Genomic DNA, 16416 nt, shown 5'->3' with positions numbered 1-16416 from the left:
GAAATCTTCCCCTATTTAGCCTATATGGCTATGACATGGCAAAGGTCATTGACTAAGTAATTTCCACAGCCTCACACCCTTGTGATGCGATGAAAGATTGTCGAGATTTCATAACAGGAACGCCGATATGCCGATTTTGAACAGAGCCGCGGAGTTGCAGGACGAGGTCGCCGAATGGCGCCGCCACATCCACGCCCGGCCCGAACTCCTCTTCGCGGTGGAAAATACGGCCGCCTTCGTCGCCGAAAAACTCAAGGAATTCGGCGTCGACGAGATCGTCACCGGCATCGGCCGAACCGGTGTCGTCGGCCTGATCAAGGGCAAGGGCGAAGGCCGCCGCACAGTCGGCCTGCGCGCCGACATGGACGCTCTGCCACTCACGGAGATCACCGGCAAACCCTGGGCTTCGAAGACGCCGGGCAAGATGCATGCCTGCGGCCATGACGGCCACACCGCCATGCTGCTCGGTGCTGCGAAATACCTGGCCGAGACCCGCAACTTCAACGGCAATGTCGCCGTCATCTTCCAGCCCGCCGAAGAAGGCGGCGGCGGCGGCAATCTGATGGTCAAGGACGGCATGATGGAGCGCTTCGCTATCGAAGAGGTCTACGGCATGCACAACCTGCCGGGCCTCCCGGTCGGCCAGTTCGCCACCCGCAAGGGCGCCATCATGGCGGCGACCGACGAATTCACCGTCACCGTCAAGGGCCGCGGCGGCCACGCCGCCCAGCCGCATAAGACGATCGACCCGATCGCCATCGGCGCCCAGATCATCGCCAATCTGCAGATGATCGCCTCGCGCAGCGCCGATCCGCTGCGCTCGGTCGTCGTCTCGGTGACCAAGTTCAATGCCGGCTTCGCCCATAACGTCATTCCGAACGATGCGACCTTCGCCGGTACGGTCCGTACCCTCGACCCCGAGGTGCGCACGCTCGCCGAGACGCGGTTCCGGCAGATCATCGAGGGCCTGGTCGCAGCCCACGGCGCCGAGGCCGACATCAGCTTCCACCGCAACTATCCCGTCACCGTCAACCACCCGGATGAGACCGAGCATGCGGTCGCCACCGCCAGCGCCATCGCCGGCGAGGCGAACGTCAACGCCGAGATCGATCCGATGATGGGCGGCGAGGATTTCTCCTACATGCTGAACGCCCGCCCCGGCGCCTTCATCTTCATCGGCAACGGCGACAGCGCCGGCCTGCACAATCCCGCCTACGACTTCAACGACGAAGCCATCGCCCACGGCATCTCCTATTGGGTCCGCCTCGCCGAACAGCGCCTCGGTCTCTAGCAACAATTAAGGCTTGGCTTCCCGCCAAGCCTTTTGTATGCATGGCACTCAAGTGGTCCCGTAGCTCAGCAGGATAGAGCACCAGATTCCTAATCTGGGGGTCGCGCGTTCGAATCGCGCCGGGATCACCATTTTTTTCAATCACTTAGAACAAGAAGTTGACCATCTCCGTATCGCACTCGTGTTGCATTGGGATTCCCGGCATTTCCCGGTGTCCCCCCTGAGGGCACAGCTAATCCGTGCAACATGCCGCGCGACACGCGCTGTTGGATGTGGAATTGAACGTAACCCACACTATCCACAAGCACCCTGCGTTGTCTCTACGCGAGCACTCTGCCACGCTTCATCAACTCTTGGAGGATTCGCGATGGATGCTGACGTTCAGCAGGTTGATTGGGACGAGATCAGGCGAACCAAATTCGCGCGGACCAAAGTGCCGGAAGACTGGCCTTCCGATGTGCATCCCGTTTCGCTGAATGGCGTTTCGCTTCTTGGCATAGATGAGAAAAACAACCTTTACTGGGATGGGAAGCGCCTGCAGCTCGCAACTCGGTTGGCCACGCCGGAGCGAGTGCTCGCAGTGGCAGTTTCAATCGCGACGGTCTCGACAGCCGTAATCGAAGGTCTGGACCTTTACCTTAGTTGGACGGGGGCAAAATGACGGGGGCGCTGGAGGATTTTTTTACTGCATTGAACTCAGCAAAGGACATCCTGGAGCTTCATGCCCAACTCCAAATGGCGTTCTGGGCTAAATGGGCGGCGATCGCCTCTTTCGTGGGCGTGGCTGTAAGCAGCGCGGCGATCGGATTTGCATTCATGTCACTACGGCTGGCGCGTAAGGCAAATACGCTTAACCGCGAAATGAGCGAGATGCAGAACCAAGCTTACGTTCACGCGACTAAGGCTCAGTTCGGTCAATATGGAAACGTCCTGCTCTATCTCAAGAACAGCGGATTGACACCTGCGACCCAGTTCGCAGTCAGCGCAACTGCCAAGATAGTGCGCCACGGAACGGTCAGCGCTTCAATCACCTTCCGAAATGATGATTTCAAGATCTGGTCTGCGCTGGGGGCAGGAGACGAAATTCCCATCAGCATCCTCGAAGGCGATGAGCAAACAAAAACCTACTCGGGCCTGCCGGGGGGAAACCAGGTGCTGCTGATCTCAGGCCAAATCACGTACTGCACGATTTTCAACAAGGACCACCTCACGCAATTCGCCTTCTTCGTTGATCAGAAATATTCGAGTTCCAAACGGTTCCGAAGGCCAACCGCAAACCTGATCACCTTTCACAAGTTGGGCTCAAAGGCACCCTGGCCGGCGTCCACGAACGTTCTTCTGGATGACAACGACGCGGAGGAATCAACCGCATGAACCTTTCCGAACGACAGCGGGAGAAGATCAAGCTTACGGCCAGTTACCGAAACGGAATTGCCGTTGGGGTCATGCTAATTGGCGGAATAACGGCAGGTCTCCGACTGATCAATCAAGCAACTCCGGACTGGGGTAGCGCACTGGCGATTACTGTAATTGCAATCGTTATTAGTCTCGCGCTGCACTACTTCGCCCGCGCCGCGCTGAATGGTTTGCCGTAGGCATGACGAAGACGTCGATGGGACAGCCTGGGCTCTGGCTGCTCTCGATCTTGTTTCAGGGGAACCTGTCTATGTTATCTTATGTTCAGGTCGCGACGTTTCGGACGTACGCCCAAGGACTGCGAAAGCAGGTCACGAGGCAGCGACCATTCCCCTGAAATCGATAGAGAGTGATCGCCGAGATATGCGTTCGCTTCTCGGCCTGTGGAGAAGTCGAACAAATGTGCACAAGTTGCGGATTAGCGTCCGATTCCTCGCGCTCCGATAGCACGCTCTATTCCCCGACTCAGCGTTGTGTGTCCTGCTGCTCATGCAACTAGCAAAGGAGGCATCAATGCCGAGTTGGTCGGAGAGGACCGAGAATCAGCTTTTCACTGGCATCGAAGAGCAGCCAGGTTCGATGCAAGCTTATAGCCGAGACATCGAGATAAGACGAAGACACTATGCTCTCGATCGAGATGCTGCTGCTTCTCAAATTGAGGCGGCAAACGCTCAGGTGCTCGCCGCGGCTGCAACTGTGGAAACCGCGAAGTGGACAAAGATCTCCGCCGTTGCGGTTGCGATCACCGTCATCATTACAGGCCTTAGCGTCATGCTGCAGCTCATGACCCTGCGGATCCCCGGCATCAGCTAACCTTAGGAGGATAGGAACGTTTTGGAAGTGCTCATGTCGCATGACCTAGAACAAGACGAGCTAGACAGGGCTCTCGCGACCCGCTCGGGCCTGGATGTCGAGAAGCTGTCAGGGCACTCGTTGCGCCCTGGCTTCGTGCCTTCGGCGGCTGAGAACCGGGCAAGCATCTCGCGCATCATGGAAGTGACCAGGCATCGCGATCCGCGGACGGTCGAGACCTATGTTCGACGAGGTGATCGTTTCAAAGATCGATGGCGATGGCTTTCTGTAGGAGGTGGCCGCATGCCAATAAATGAGGATCGGGCACAATGGCGCGACGGCGCAATAATGATGACCGTGGGGACGGAAGACGAGGGGGGAGTGATCGAGTTGCTACCGGTCGGAAGCGCGTTGTACGTGATAAAGGAGAAGGCCACCTATGTGGTCAAAACAGCCGACAGCATTGATCCTCAACGAAAGAACGCGAAAATCCCCCACGTTAATCAGCTCTTTATGAAGGCTGGAGCGCAAGACGAGCTTTTCATTAGGACGGTACTGACGGCAAAGGTTCTTTTCGACAAAAAGCAGATCAATTGCCCGGACGCTGTTTTGAATGCCCTCCTGGATCAGGTGTTGCTCCTTGCTTCAAACCTCGTGGCCGCGCAGGAAATAGCGCGGGACTATGAGAGAGACTTAACGGCAGCTATCGCGCCCGGAAGGAAAAGTTCAAATGGTGTTTTGAGCTTGCCGGCCATTTCTGGCCTCGAAAACCGAGTTCGCAGTTTTCATCAGAAAATCGAGCACTCAATTCAGCGACTTTATCGTATTTGGCCGGCGTTTTATCCTCAGTTTCCCGAAGAGCGCTTCTTTGAAGGATTCGCCAAAAACGTCGCAGAAACCTATGGGGCTGAAGATGGGTTCACTGCGTTTTCAGCTGCGCTAGGGGAATTCGCTCGGGACGTAAGAGACATCCGACACTGTATAGAGCACGAGAAAAGGACGCAGAAACTTATCGTCACAGATTTCTCGGTGACTCCTGACGCCGAAGTCATGGCCCCCACGATTGAGGTTATTCATCCGCAGTCCCCAGTGCCCATGGTGCATATCGACCATTTCATGGAGGGCTTCCTTGAGAATGCCGTTACGAGTGTCGATTTGTTGCTTGCGCACCTGGCGTCAAAAGCCGACCGTCGTCACTTCGGCTTCGACGTCATCGTCGCTCCTGTGCCCAAGGAAGAAGGCCGGCGCTGGGATTCCAGCTATGGATACTTCGCTGTGGGGGAGGATGGCCTTGTGCCTTTTGGATAGCTGAATGATATCGATCGACGAAAGCTTCTTGAGACGCCTGCCGGGCAGACCATTGCAGGCGCACGCAAATACTTGAGCGCGCTAAGCAGCTCAGGTTCTCAGAGACTTGGAAACGCCGACCAACGATGTTGCAGACGCCAACCATCCATCTTCTGGCGCATGGCATAAGCTGCTGTTGAAGTATCCTCTTTTTCTCCGCAACATCGTCACTCCCAACACGTGGGCTCTCGGGCCAGCCCTTCTAATCGACGTTTTCGGACACGCCGCTGAACGATGTAAGATGAACCCACGTCTTTCAAAAAGGGGGTGAAGGGTGGCCGCAACGGTGATTATAACTGTTGGGTCCATCGGAACCAGCTCCTTGAAAAACAGCGAGCGGCTTGCGCTACCCTTCCACTGCTATCAAGGTATCTGACCATGGACCCGTCCCATCCTCACAGCCCGTCGTGCACCCAATCCCAGCAACGCCGCCACGACCCAACCTCCGACAAAACCGATCGCGCCCCAGACGAGACCCGCAAAGCTGACGGGGACGCCGGGCACGAAGTCGCGCCAGGTATTGGCGAAAACGACATCATCGGCATTCCTCAGCAGAACGAACGGCTTGGCGACGGGTGCGGCGGTGCCGAGGTGGAGCTGCTGCGACAGCAGCGTTTCGTAGCGCGTGATCGTGCTCTGCATCGAGACGCCACGGTCGCGCAGGAAATCGTCGGATGATTGCGCATAGGCGCTCAGCGCCTGCTGGCGATCGAGATGGTGCTCGGCGGCCTGGGTATTGAAATCCTCGACGATGACGCGCAATTCGTCGATCGCCCCGCCGATCCTCTGGCGGTATTGCTGCGCAAATTCCGGCGCCTGCGAAAACACCGTGCCGCCGACAAGCCCGGCGACGATGGTGATGATCCTTGCAATCGGTCCCATGATCTATGCCTCCGGCTATCCCCCAGCGCTAACGATCCGGCGCGTCAAAGGTTTCTGCCGTCGACACAATCGGTAACCCTATGTGATTGAACCGACGGTACTTCCAGCGAGTTGATGCCCGTGACCAACTCAGAAAGAGAGGCTCGTCATGAAACAGATTATCCTTGCCTGCACACTCGCTGCTGCGTCCATCTTTTCCGCAATGCCGTCCCAGGCGGCAAGTGTGACAATCACCACCGATGACGCGCGTCCCACTTACCGTCATGCCGAACGGCCCTATTACCGCCATCACATGAGGCCGCGCCACGTCTCCCAGGACTGCTTCACCAAGACGGAAAAAATCCGCCGTCACGGCCATACGGTCGTCAAGGAAACCCGAATCTGCCGATAAGGCAATCCATGCAGGAAAAGCCCGGCTGATCTTCCCCCCGGCCGGGCTTCTCATTTGATCTCGCCCTGACTCGCCGATGAGGAACTTCGCCATATCAGCCGCGTTTATCGCGAAACAGGAGTATTCATCATGCGTATCAAGATGACTCTTTTGGCAATCGCCTATGTCGCCGTCAGCGCCGTGCTGCTTGCCATCGCCTATCAGCCGCAGGGGTCAGTCGCCTCGCAGAAAACGGATCGTCTGGCCGGCTCGTCCTTCCTCGTCGAACGCTTCGCCGGTTGATCGGCTTATCGGCGACGATGTGGAAATAGTCCTCACCCGGCAGGGTCCGGGCTCGGAGCGGCCCGCCATTGGTTAATGCGTGCCGTCGAGCGAGGATCCGCCAAGCAGGATCCGGTTCTGGACCGCATGCACGCCCTCGACCGCCTTGGCGACCGCGGTTGCCCGTTCGATTTCGCCCACCGTGCCAACGGTGCCGCTCAGCACGATCTGGTCGTTTTCCATCGTCACCTCGACATCCGACGCATCGATTCCGCCGGCAATCGCCAGCGCATTGGCAACGGCTGACTCGACCGTTGCGCGATTGGCGATCTCTATTTCCATCTCGGGTTCGAGCCCGTGAAATGTCTGTTCCTTGAAAACCATGATCCGTTCCTCCGTGAAACCTCGTAGGAAACGCTGATCGGCGGAGTTTGGTTCAGCGCCGCTACCAGTTGACGCGATAGCGGAGATTGACGCTGCCCGCCTCACCCCCTGAAAATGGATTGCTGACCGAGGCATCGAGATTGAGGTTCGGCAGAATGGTCTGGCTCACCCCCACCGTGCTCGAGAAGTCGCCGCTGGCATTGCTGACGCCTGTCCCTGCCGAAAGCGCGGTTCCCGTCCAGGGATGAATCAGCCTCAGCGCCTGCGATGCCGTCACCGAAGCCTGCCGGGCCTCGACCGCGTCATATTGCACGCTGATGGACCGGCTCGATTGCATGTCGAGCGAATCGGAGAGGATCCAGCTGCGCGAGCGGCTGAGGGTCAGCGCGCCGCTGCCGCGCAGCGTATCGACGCTGACGCTGGCACCCTGCTGTGACCGGCCTGCCGGGGTAACGCTCGTTCTGCTGATCCTGCCCCAAAGCATTGCCTGTTCGGAATCCGGCAGCAGCGCCCCGCCTTTGGTCGAGGCAAGCGCGATGTCGGCGCCGGCGCTGGTCTCCCATTCCGCTGGCAGGCGGAAACCCATCGTCGCCTTGTAGGACCGGTCCGAAAGCTTGGCCGGCGACCAGATCAGCAGGTCGTCTGCCTTCGCTGCGGCTGTGAGCGAGGGCAGGATGGCGAAAAGGATGCATGCTGTTTTGAATATCGTCATGAAATCCGATCGTTTAACCTGACGCGGAGCTCCAGCGCCGAAACCGACGCGACAGCACCTATGAAAGCGCTCTCAGCGAACGCGATGGGGGATTGCGGCCAAGTCGCCCATCCCGGTTTCATCCTCTATGTAATTTTGGCCGGAAGACCGGTGGCACCGCGTGCCTGTTCTTCAATGGACGCCACAGCGTCCCGAATTGCCCATGCGACCACGGCTGGCCGCAGCGGAACCTCAATCCCCGCAAGGATTGTTATTAGGATCACATTCGGCCGCTGCTCTGTAAACCCCTCAGGGGTTGAAATCTGCTGCACCGCACACTTGCCGCCCCCTCCAAAGCCTAGTAGAGCCTGAGCCTACGAGAGAAATTTTCGCGAAATTCCACATGATGACCGGCAAAAGCGCGCCGCGGCGCCTCAGCATCTTCGGTTCGACGGGTTCGATCGGCCAGAATACACTCAATGTCGTCGATCATCTGGGCGGACGGGAGAACTTCGAAATCTCCGTGCTAACAGGCAGCGGCAATGTCGAATTGCTGGCCCGGCAGGCGAAATCATCCGGCGCGCGGCTGGCGGTGACGGCAAACGACCGGCATTACGAATCACTGAAGAGCGCACTTTCCGGCACCGGCATCGCCGTCGCTTCGGGAAAATCCGGGCTGATGGAAGCCGCTGACCGAGAAGCCGACTGGGTGATGGCGGCAATCGTCGGCACTGCTGGCCTGGCGCCGACCCTTGCCGCTGCCCGCCGCGGCGCCGATATCGCCCTTGCCAACAAGGAATGCCTGGTATCGGCCGGCGACCTGTTCATCGCAGCGATCCGGGCGGGCGGCGGCAAGCTGCTTCCGGTCGACAGCGAGCACAACGCGATTTTCCAGGTGCTGGAAGAGAACCAGCGCCACGCCGTCGAGCGGGTCATCCTGACGGCGTCGGGTGGCCCCTTCCGCACCGCATCGCTGCGTGACATGGCGGATGTGACGGTGGAAACCGCGCGCGCCCACCCGAACTGGTCGATGGGATTGAAGATCTCGATCGACAGCGCCTCGATGTTCAACAAGGCGCTGGAGATGATCGAAGCCCGGCACCTTTTCGGCCTCAGACCCGAACAGATCGAGGTCATCTTCCATCCGCAATCGATCATCCACTCCATGGTCGGCTATACCGACGGATCGGTGCTGGCACAGCTCGGCGCGCCCGATATGCGCACCGCCATCGGTTATGCCCTGTCCTTTCCGCGCCGGCCGAACCTGCCGGTCGAGCGGCTGGATTTCGCCAAGCTCGCCAGGCTGGATTTCGAGGCACCGGATGAGGTGCGGTTTCCGGCGCTTCGGCTTGCACGCCTGGCGATGACGCGCGGTGGCGTTCAGGGCGCGGTGCTGAACGGCGCCAAGGAAGTGGCGCTCGAAGCCTTCATCGAAGGGCAGCTCTCCTTCCTCGCCATGGCCGAGGTCACCGAGAGGGTCATGGACGATCTGGCCGGCCTGCCGCCGGCCTCCGGCATGGACGATGTCTTCGCCGCCGACAGGGAAGCCCGGCAAAGGGCGGCAGAGCTCATGACACTTGCGATAGCCGAGTGAAGTTCAGACGCCGAGTGGTCGCCTGCCTGTGATCCTGACGGCCGCGATTAGCGCAACCGGTTCCCACCCTCGTCGAACAACCGGCAATCCGACGGTTCAAACAGCAGGCTCACCTGCTCGCCCGCCGCGATACTGATCGGTGACCGATGCTCGACGGTGAGTGACTGGCCATCGGCAAGCTGGCAATAGAGATATTGCGTTCCCCCGAGATATTCCGAAAAATCGACCTTGGCCGTCAGGCTGCCTGATAGATCGGAGGCCACCTTCAGATGCTCCGGCCGCAGCCCGAGCGTCACTGCGGCACCAACCGGCCTGTCTGCCGGCGGCAGGCCGCTTTCGATCTGCCGGCCGGCGACTTCGACCAGGCCGCCCTCACCCCAGCGGGCATTCAAAAGGTTCATTCGGGGTGAGCCGATGAACCCCGCCACAAAGGTATTCGAGGGATTTTCGTAGATTTCCCGTGGCGTTCCCGCCTGTTCGACGCGGCCGTCGCGCAGCACGACAATCTTGTCGGCGAGCGTCATCGCCTCCGTCTGGTCGTGCGTGACATAGATCATCGTGTTGCCGAGTTCGCGGTGGAGGCGGGCGATCTCGATGCGCATCGAAACGCGCAGTTCCGCATCGAGATTGGACAGCGGTTCGTCGAACAGGAAGACATCGGGCTTGCGCACGATCGCCCGGCCGATCGCCACACGCTGCCGCTGGCCGCCGGAAAGCTGTCCCGGCCGCCGGTCGAGAAGATGGTCGATCTTCAGGATTGCGGAGGCGGCCTTGACGCGCGTCTCTATCTCCGCGGCATTCGTGCGCGCCATCTTCAAGCCGAAGGCCAGATTGTCGCGCACGCTCATATGCGGATAGAGCGCGTAGGACTGGAAGACCATGGCGATGCCGCGCTCGGATGGATCGAGATCGGTGACAACACGTCCCTTGATCTCGACCTCCCCGTCGGTCACGTCTTCCAGGCCAGCGATCATGCGAAGAAGCGTCGATTTTCCGCAGCCGGAAGGGCCGACGAAGACGACGAATTCACCCTCCGCGATCGTCAGATCGATCCCGTGGACCACCTGCAGATTGCCATAGCTTTTTCGCACGTCCTGGAGCACGACGCTCTTGTTACCCATACCGTTGGTCATCCCCAAAAAGACCTATCTGTCCGACTGGACCCAGACGAGCATCTCTCCGGGCGCGCGGTTGTCCCAGAGATGATAGGGCACGAAACGCGCGGTGGCGACCTGCCTTTCGGCCGGCGCCTTGCGGTAGAGCGGTGTCCCCCAGTTCGATGTTTCCTCGCGCTCGACCTTGAGATCGAGGGCGACGGCATCATTGAGATCCTTCAGCACGACGGTTTCGGCTGTGGAGAGCTCGCGGGGCAGGACGATGGCGTTGAGGTCTTCGCCATTGTCCGTGGTTTCGACGCAATAGACCAGCGGGCCGCGCATCAATGCGACGCGCCCGGCATCCTGGCGCACCTTCGGGTTGGCATATTGCGGCCGAAGCGCCAGCGGCAGGTAGAGGGCGACACGATCGCCCGCGGCCCACTCACGATCGATCCTGGCATATCCGTCGTGCATAGTGGCGTTGAGATCGAGCATCTCTCCATTGACGCTGAGGGTCGCGCCTTCGGCCCAGTCCGGAATGCGCAGCGACAGCGCAAACTTCGCCGGTTTTTCCAGCCTGGTGGTAAAGGCGACCGCCCCTTCCCACGGATAGTTGGTGGTCTGCTCGAGTTCCACCTCGGCGCCGTTGGCAAGCTTCAGCCGCGCGGTGCTCTCACCATAGAGGTGGACGGCGATCTCATTATCCGAAACGGCGTACATGTAGGAGCCGATCGAGGTCACCAGCCGGGCGATGTTGGGCGGGCAGCAGGGGCAATGGTGCCATTTCCACCGGTGGTGCTTGCCGGCACTTTCGAGTGGATTGTCATAGAAGAATGTCTTGCCGTCGGTCGAAAGCCCCGGCAGCGCCCCATTGTAAAGCGCCTGCTCCATGATGTCGGCATAGCGCCGATCCGGACCGCGGCCGAGCATGCGGCTTGCCCAGAACACCAGGCCGACCGAGGCGCAGGTTTCCGCATAAGCGGTATCGTTCGGCAGATCGAAGTAATCGGTAAAGCCTTCGTTGGAGGCCGCCGGCCCGATGCCGCCGGTGATATACATCTGCTTGGTCGTCAGATCGTCCCAGAGCGTTTCCAGCGCTGCCGTCAGGCTATCGTCCTTGTATTCGGTGGCGATGTCGGCCATGCCCGAATAGAGATACATGGCGCGCACGGCGTGGCCGACGACCTTTGTCTGCGCGCGCACCGGCTGGTGCGCCTGCGCATATTCATAGGTCTTCTGGTGGTATTCGGAGACATCGCGCCCATCGCGGCTTGCCTCGGCGGTGAAGAAATGCGGTTCGGTGCCGCGTTCGTCGATGAAGTATTTCGACAGGTCGAGATATTTCTTCTCGCCGGTCACGCGAGCGAGCTTGACCAGCGCCAGCTCAACTTCCTCATGGCCGCAATAGCCTGATATCTGGCCTTCGCCATGGCCGAAAATCTTGATCATGTAATCGGCATAGCGGCACATGATGTCGAGCAGTTTACGTTTGCCGGTCGCCTGATAATAAGCGACCGCGGCTTCCATCAGATGGCCGGCGCAATAGAGTTCGTGATGGTCGCGCAGATTGGTCCAGCGGCGGTTCGGCTCGACGCGCTGGAACCAGGCGTTCAGATAACCGTCCTCATCTTGCAGCTTCTCATACATGTCGATGATCTCGTCGGCGCGCGCTTCGAGCTTCGGGTTCGGCCGGCGATAGAGCGAATAGGCGATCGTTTCGATCGACTTGCCGAGGTCGGAATCCCAGAACATCTGCGTCGTCCCGCCCCATGGCTGAATGGGAATGACGACCCCCGGGCTCGGCTGGTCGACATCGATCGCCTTGAGCATGCCGGCCTCGACGCAGCGGTCGAGCAGGGTCTCGGCAGTGGAATTGCAGACGGCGTCCTGCCATTTGCCCCAGAAGCCGCCCAGCTCCACATCGGGAACGGCGACGGGACGAAACTGGCGGTCATTGCTTGGTTTGTTCATGGGTTCCACTTTCTCTAAGATCATTTCACCGCGCCGGCCATCAGCCCGCGCATGTAGTAGCGTTGCAGGAGCAGGAAGACGATCAGGCAGGGGATCGTCATGACGACGACACCGGCCTGCACCGCTCCCCAATTGATGGCGCCGAGCCGTCCGGCGCGAACCGCCGTCATCAGCACCGGCAGGGTGTATTTCTCATTGCTGGAGAGCAGCACGAGTGCTGCGAGAAACTCGTTCCAGGCATTGAGGAAGGCAAAGATCGCGACCGTCGCGACACCGGGAAGCACCAGCGGCAGAAGAACCCGGACCAAGAGCCTGAGGTCGCGCGCGCCGTCGATGCGCGCGGCCTCTTCGATCTCCTTCGGCACCGCGTCGAAAGCGTTGCGCATCATGAACACCGAGAAGGGCAGCTGCAGCGTCACGTAGACGAGCGTCAGCCCAAGCAGCGAATTGTTGAGGCCGAGCTTTGCAAGGATGATGAAGAGCGGCGTCAGGATCGATTGGAACGGGATCATCAACGTCGCAATGATCAGCACGAAAAGCGCATTCTTCAGCGGGAACCGATAGCGCGAGAAGCCGTAACCGGCGAGCAGGCTGACGGCGACAGTCAGAACCACGGTGGCGACCGAAACGAACAGTGAATTGATCAAGTGCTGCCAGATGCCGGCGCCGAACGTATCGAGCAGCGCGTAGGAATCGATGCTGACGCCGGAGGTCGGCCATGGCGGCAGCGGCGGCAGGCTGGCCTCCGTGCCGTGCCGGAAGGACGACAACAGCGCGATCACGAAGGGGGCGAGAAAGAAGATCGAGATGGCGATGCCGGTCAGATGATAGGCCGACTTCGTCCGGATGGCCTTGCGCGCGCGGCGTTCCCTTGACGTGGTCATGGGCGCTCCTCCCCGACGCGAAGCAGCCAGAGCTGCACGATGCTGATCGCCACCAGGATGGCGAGAAGCACGATCGAGAGTGCTGCGCCATAACCGAGATTGAACGACACGAAGGACTGATTGAAGATGTAGTAGACCACCGAGATCATCTTGTTCTGCGGTCCGCCTGACGTCATGATGTAGAACTGGTCGAAGGCAAGGATCGAACCGGTAACGGAGACGATCAGCGCCAGCGCGATCGTCTTGCGCATCAGCGGCAGCGTCAGATGCCGGAAACGCTGCCAGCGGCCGGCGCCGTCGATGCGGGCGGCCTCCGTCAGCTCGGACGGAATGGCCTGAAGCCCGGTCAAAAGAATGATCATGGTGAAGCCGGCGATCTTCCAGACGACCATCACCACGATCGTCAGAAAGGCGGTGTCGAAGGTTGCAAGAAGATTGGGGCTCTTTTCGACGAGGCCGAGCCCTCTCAAGGCCGGGCCGATGAAGCCGCTATCGACATTGGCGAGCCAGACCCACAGCAGCGAGGCGGTGGCAAGACCGACCACGACGGGCAGGAAGATGATCGTGCGATAGGCGCCGACGAACTGCCGTTCCTTTTCGACGAAGATTGCCAGCGGAAAGGCGATCGCGAAGATCGCGATGGTGACGATCACGGTGTAATAGGCCGTGAAATTCAGCGCCGTCATGAAACGGGTATCGTTGGCCATGCGGAAATAATTGTTGAAACCGATCCAGCGGGACGCCCCCATCAGCGGCCAGTTATGCAGGCTCATCCATCCAGTGAAGAGAACCGGCATGATGAAGAAGACGATGACCAGCGCCATGGCCGGCGCGATGTAGACGAGGCCGCGCCAGTTCGATCGGCGCCGTCGCCTGCGCCGAGGCAATAGAATCTCTGAACCGGAACCGGTCATCAAAACGCTCCGCATCTGTCGAGTGAAATTGGCCGGGAAGCTGCCACCGCTCCCCGGCCGCGGCCGAGGGAGAGTTTACTGGCCGCTATCGATGATCGATTGCATTTCCGATTGCGCACTCGAAAACGCGCCGTCGACGTCGTCGCCGAAGATCGCGGCGTTGGTGAAGCTTGCCCATGGCCCGTTGGCGCTGTTGATCAGGTCGTTGAACTGCAGCGTATAGGGTGTCTTGGCCACGCCGATCGCCTTCAGGCCGACTTGCATGCGTGGATCGAGGCCCTCAAGCACCTTGTCGGCGATATCGCCGCGCGTCGGCAGGCTGCCATACTTCGCCATGATCTTCTGGCCGTCCATCGAATACACATATTCGAGGAACTCCTTCACCGCGTCGATCTTCTTCGTGCCCTTGGTGATGACGAAGTTGTCGCCGCCGGCAAAGGACGAAGGCTTCCCGTCAACGCCGGGAATGAGCGTCACGCCGAAGTTGATATCGGGATGCTCGGTTACCAGCGTGCCGATGGCAAAGGCGCCAAGGCTCTGCTGGCCGATCTTGCCGTTGGTGAAGGTCAGGAAGTTGGCGCCGTTGTCGCTGGCGGCTCCCGCCGGCACCAGGTCCTTCTTGATCATGTTGCGGTAGATATCGACGGCCTTGCGCATCTGCGGCGTATCGAGCGTCGCCGTCTTGCTGTCGGCCGACAGGATATCGGCGCCCGCACCCCAGACCAGCGGCGTGAAGGTGAAGATCATGCAGCCGCCGCAGCCGCCGCCGGAGAAATAAAAGCCGTAGGTATCGTCACCCAGCGCCCGGATCTTCTCGGCATTGGCGGTGATTTCGTCCCAATTTACAGGTGCCTTTTCCGGGTCGAGCCCGGCCTTCTTGTAGAGATCCTTGTTCCAGGCAAAGACGGAGGTCTCGACCGACAGCGGCAGTCCGTAGATCCGGTCCTGATAGGTGCCGAGGCGAACATGCGATGGCGAAAGAGAGTTGAAATAGGGCAGGGATTTTGCCCAGTCCGTCAGATCTTCGAGCTGACCGGCCGCGGCAAAGGCTGGATTATAGATCAGATCCATCGACAGGGCGTCCGGCGCCTGTCCGCCGGCGATTGCCGTCGCATATTTCTGCACGAGTTCGGAGAACGGCACCTCGGTCATCACGACCTTGTTTTCGTGACCGGAATTATAGGCTTCGACGACCTTCTTGAAGGCGTCGCCGATCCCCGAGCGAACCCACATTTCGACATTTTCGGCAGCCGACGCGGCCGACACCAGACATAAGGTAGCGATGCTGGTCGCCGCCAAAAGACGCTTGATCATGACACTCCTCCCAATATGGCGCATCTCCTCGCGCCTTTGCTCATTCTCTTGTTCTCATCCCCGGGGCTTTATCCCCCGCATGACTGCCGGACGATCAGCCGGCACGGCAATTTCCTCACTCCCGGCTCGACAGGCCGTCCTTCCGCAAGCGCAAGCACCGTCAATCCGGCTTGCCGCCCGAGCTCCTTCAGTTCCATGTCCACCGTCGTCAGCGGCGGCCGCGTCTGGGCCGCGACAATCTCCCAATTGTCGAAGCCGATGACCGAGACATCCTGCGGCACCTTGACGCCGCGCTCGCGCAACGCGTCCACCGCACCGCGGGCGATCTGGTCATTGCCGCAGAAGAGTGCATCCGGTTTTTCTCCCGACCTCTTCCAAAGCTGCTCAACCGCCTCATGCCCCCAGCTTTCCGACCAGACGCCGTAGAGCACCGGCTCGCGGTGACCGGCCACCTCGTGATAGGCGCCGGCACGCTCCCGCACCGAGAAGAAGTCCTCCGGCCCGGTGATGTGCGCAATCCGCCGCCGTCCGATCTTCACGAGCCATTCCACCGCCAGCCGCGCACCCTGTTCGTCGTCCGAACGGAAGGTGACACTGTTCTGCGTTCCCTCCGTGAATGCGTAGACGACAGGCACATGCAAATTCGACAGATCGACAGGCAGGCGTCTATCCAGGCGTTTTCCCGTCGCGATAATGCCGTCGACCTGCTTGTCCAGCATTGCGTCGACATGGATCTGGGCGAGCGCCGGATCGTCTTCGATGGCGCACAGGAAGACCGAAACGCCGTGATCGACGAGTGCGTCCGAGATGCCCGCCATAACAGGCAGCGTGAACCGGCCGTAAGTGTCGTTCGTCAGCAGCCCGATGGTGAAGCTGCGCTTGCTGAGAAGACCTCTCGCCAGCGCATTCGGCCGGTATCCGATCTCGGCGGCGATCCGTTTCACCCGTTCGCGTGTTTCCGACCCCATCCGGCCGGTATCATTGAGAGCTTTCGACGCCGTCGAGATGCTCACCGCGGCAGCCGCCGCCACCTCGTGGATGGTGATCCTGCCTCTTTTTCCTCCCGATATGTTCAGAACGTCCTCCTTCTGAAGTGATCTGAGAAAAGCTTTTACCAATCCTTATGTCAAGTGAGAAAAGGTTTTCTCACGTGACCCAAGGCTCGGATCGGCAGGGCCGCTTACGGG

18 protein-coding genes and 1 tRNA gene are annotated in these 16416 nt (G+C 59.9%); 10 read left to right on the top strand and 9 right to left on the bottom strand.

Going from position 1 to position 16416, the window contains the following annotated elements:
* The first annotated feature begins 127 nt into the window (after positions 1-127).
* The 7 genes from GR198_RS17550 (at position 128) to GR198_RS17520 (ending at position 4807) form a co-directional block, all read left to right on the top strand.
* Positions 128-1291 carry a M20 aminoacylase family protein gene (locus tag GR198_RS17550; RefSeq protein ID WP_029871067.1) on the top strand — a complete coding sequence of 388 codons (1164 nt, stop codon included), beginning with the start codon at positions 128-130 and terminating at the stop codon, positions 1289-1291.
* Between the two features lie 54 nt (positions 1292-1345).
* A tRNA-Arg gene (locus tag GR198_RS17545) sits at positions 1346-1422 on the top strand.
* 236 nt (positions 1423-1658) lie between these two features.
* Positions 1659-1952, top strand: coding sequence for a hypothetical protein (locus GR198_RS17540; protein ID WP_164069319.1), 294 nt, complete (start codon positions 1659-1661; stop codon positions 1950-1952).
* Complete coding sequence (locus GR198_RS17535; RefSeq protein WP_029871033.1) at positions 1949-2665, top strand: hypothetical protein; 717 nt, start codon at positions 1949-1951, stop codon at positions 2663-2665. The genes GR198_RS17540 and GR198_RS17535 overlap by 4 nt, the downstream gene beginning before the upstream one ends.
* The gene (locus GR198_RS17530; RefSeq protein WP_029871032.1) at positions 2662-2886 is read left to right on the top strand and encodes a hypothetical protein; all 225 of its coding nucleotides are present in this window, start codon (positions 2662-2664) and stop codon (positions 2884-2886) included. The genes GR198_RS17535 and GR198_RS17530 overlap by 4 nt, the downstream gene beginning before the upstream one ends.
* 334 nt (positions 2887-3220) lie before the next feature.
* Positions 3221-3520 (top strand): hypothetical protein, encoded by a 300-nt coding sequence (locus GR198_RS17525; RefSeq protein ID WP_029871031.1) that lies wholly within the window; start codon positions 3221-3223, stop codon positions 3518-3520.
* Positions 3521-3553: 33 nt separating this feature from the next.
* Positions 3554-4807 (top strand): hypothetical protein, encoded by a 1254-nt coding sequence (locus GR198_RS17520; protein ID WP_164069318.1) that lies wholly within the window; start codon positions 3554-3556, stop codon positions 4805-4807.
* A 402-nt stretch (positions 4808-5209) separates the two neighbouring features.
* Here the strand turns inward: GR198_RS17520 and GR198_RS17515 are convergent, their stop codons facing one another.
* Positions 5210-5728, bottom strand: a complete 519-nt coding sequence (locus GR198_RS17515; protein ID WP_029871029.1) for a DUF2937 family protein — start codon at positions 5726-5728, stop codon at positions 5210-5212.
* A gap of 148 nt (positions 5729-5876) precedes the next feature.
* Here GR198_RS17515 and GR198_RS17510 point away from each other — a divergent pair, with 148 nt between their 5' ends.
* Both GR198_RS17510 and GR198_RS35415 read left to right on the top strand, forming a co-directional pair.
* Positions 5877-6119: a hypothetical protein gene (locus GR198_RS17510; protein ID WP_012759211.1), complete on the top strand. Its 243-nt coding sequence runs from the start codon at positions 5877-5879 to the stop codon at positions 6117-6119.
* Between the two features lie 129 nt (positions 6120-6248).
* Positions 6249-6401 carry a hypothetical protein gene (locus tag GR198_RS35415; RefSeq protein WP_172643797.1) on the top strand — a complete coding sequence of 51 codons (153 nt, stop codon included), beginning with the start codon at positions 6249-6251 and terminating at the stop codon, positions 6399-6401.
* A 72-nt stretch (positions 6402-6473) separates the two neighbouring features.
* Here GR198_RS35415 and GR198_RS17505 read toward each other — a convergent pair whose 3' ends face one another.
* Both GR198_RS17505 and GR198_RS17500 read right to left on the bottom strand, forming a co-directional pair.
* Complete coding sequence (locus GR198_RS17505; protein ID WP_029871028.1) at positions 6474-6764, bottom strand: BON domain-containing protein; 291 nt, start codon at positions 6762-6764, stop codon at positions 6474-6476.
* Between the two features lie 61 nt (positions 6765-6825).
* Positions 6826-7476: a hypothetical protein gene (locus tag GR198_RS17500; RefSeq protein WP_164069317.1), complete on the bottom strand. Its 651-nt coding sequence runs from the start codon at positions 7474-7476 to the stop codon at positions 6826-6828.
* A 382-nt stretch (positions 7477-7858) separates the two neighbouring features.
* On the opposite strand from GR198_RS17500, the gene dxr reads away from it, so the two are divergent.
* The gene (dxr, locus tag GR198_RS17495; protein WP_029871026.1) at positions 7859-9049 is read left to right on the top strand and encodes a 1-deoxy-D-xylulose-5-phosphate reductoisomerase; all 1191 of its coding nucleotides are present in this window, start codon (positions 7859-7861) and stop codon (positions 9047-9049) included.
* A gap of 47 nt (positions 9050-9096) precedes the next feature.
* Here the strand turns inward: dxr and GR198_RS17490 are convergent, their stop codons facing one another.
* The 6 genes from GR198_RS17490 to GR198_RS17465 all read right to left on the bottom strand — a co-directional run bounded on the left by GR198_RS17490 (position 9097) and on the right by GR198_RS17465 (position 16260).
* Positions 9097-10170: an ABC transporter ATP-binding protein gene (locus GR198_RS17490; RefSeq protein ID WP_029871025.1), complete on the bottom strand. Its 1074-nt coding sequence runs from the start codon at positions 10168-10170 to the stop codon at positions 9097-9099.
* A gap of 24 nt (positions 10171-10194) precedes the next feature.
* Positions 10195-12117 (bottom strand): glycoside hydrolase family 127 protein, encoded by a 1923-nt coding sequence (locus GR198_RS17485; protein WP_029871024.1) that lies wholly within the window; start codon positions 12115-12117, stop codon positions 10195-10197.
* Positions 12118-12137: 20 nt separating this feature from the next.
* The gene (locus GR198_RS17480; protein ID WP_029871023.1) at positions 12138-13001 is read right to left on the bottom strand and encodes a carbohydrate ABC transporter permease; all 864 of its coding nucleotides are present in this window, start codon (positions 12999-13001) and stop codon (positions 12138-12140) included.
* On the bottom strand, positions 12998-13915 hold the full coding sequence (locus tag GR198_RS17475; RefSeq protein WP_020572186.1) for a carbohydrate ABC transporter permease: 918 nt from the start codon (positions 13913-13915) through the stop codon (positions 12998-13000). Before GR198_RS17475 ends, GR198_RS17480 begins: the two co-directional genes overlap by 4 nt.
* A gap of 75 nt (positions 13916-13990) precedes the next feature.
* Positions 13991-15229: an ABC transporter substrate-binding protein gene (locus GR198_RS17470; RefSeq protein ID WP_003543414.1), complete on the bottom strand. Its 1239-nt coding sequence runs from the start codon at positions 15227-15229 to the stop codon at positions 13991-13993.
* A 68-nt stretch (positions 15230-15297) separates the two neighbouring features.
* Positions 15298-16260 (bottom strand): LacI family DNA-binding transcriptional regulator, encoded by a 963-nt coding sequence (locus GR198_RS17465; RefSeq protein WP_029871022.1) that lies wholly within the window; start codon positions 16258-16260, stop codon positions 15298-15300.
* Positions 16261-16416 lie beyond the last annotated feature (156 nt).

This window comes from Rhizobium leguminosarum (assembly GCF_010668065.1).
Lineage (GTDB): Bacteria > Pseudomonadota > Alphaproteobacteria > Rhizobiales > Rhizobiaceae > Rhizobium > Rhizobium leguminosarum_S.
Note: the sequence above shows the minus strand (reverse complement) of the source record. Positions and strands in the feature narration are given on the sequence as shown.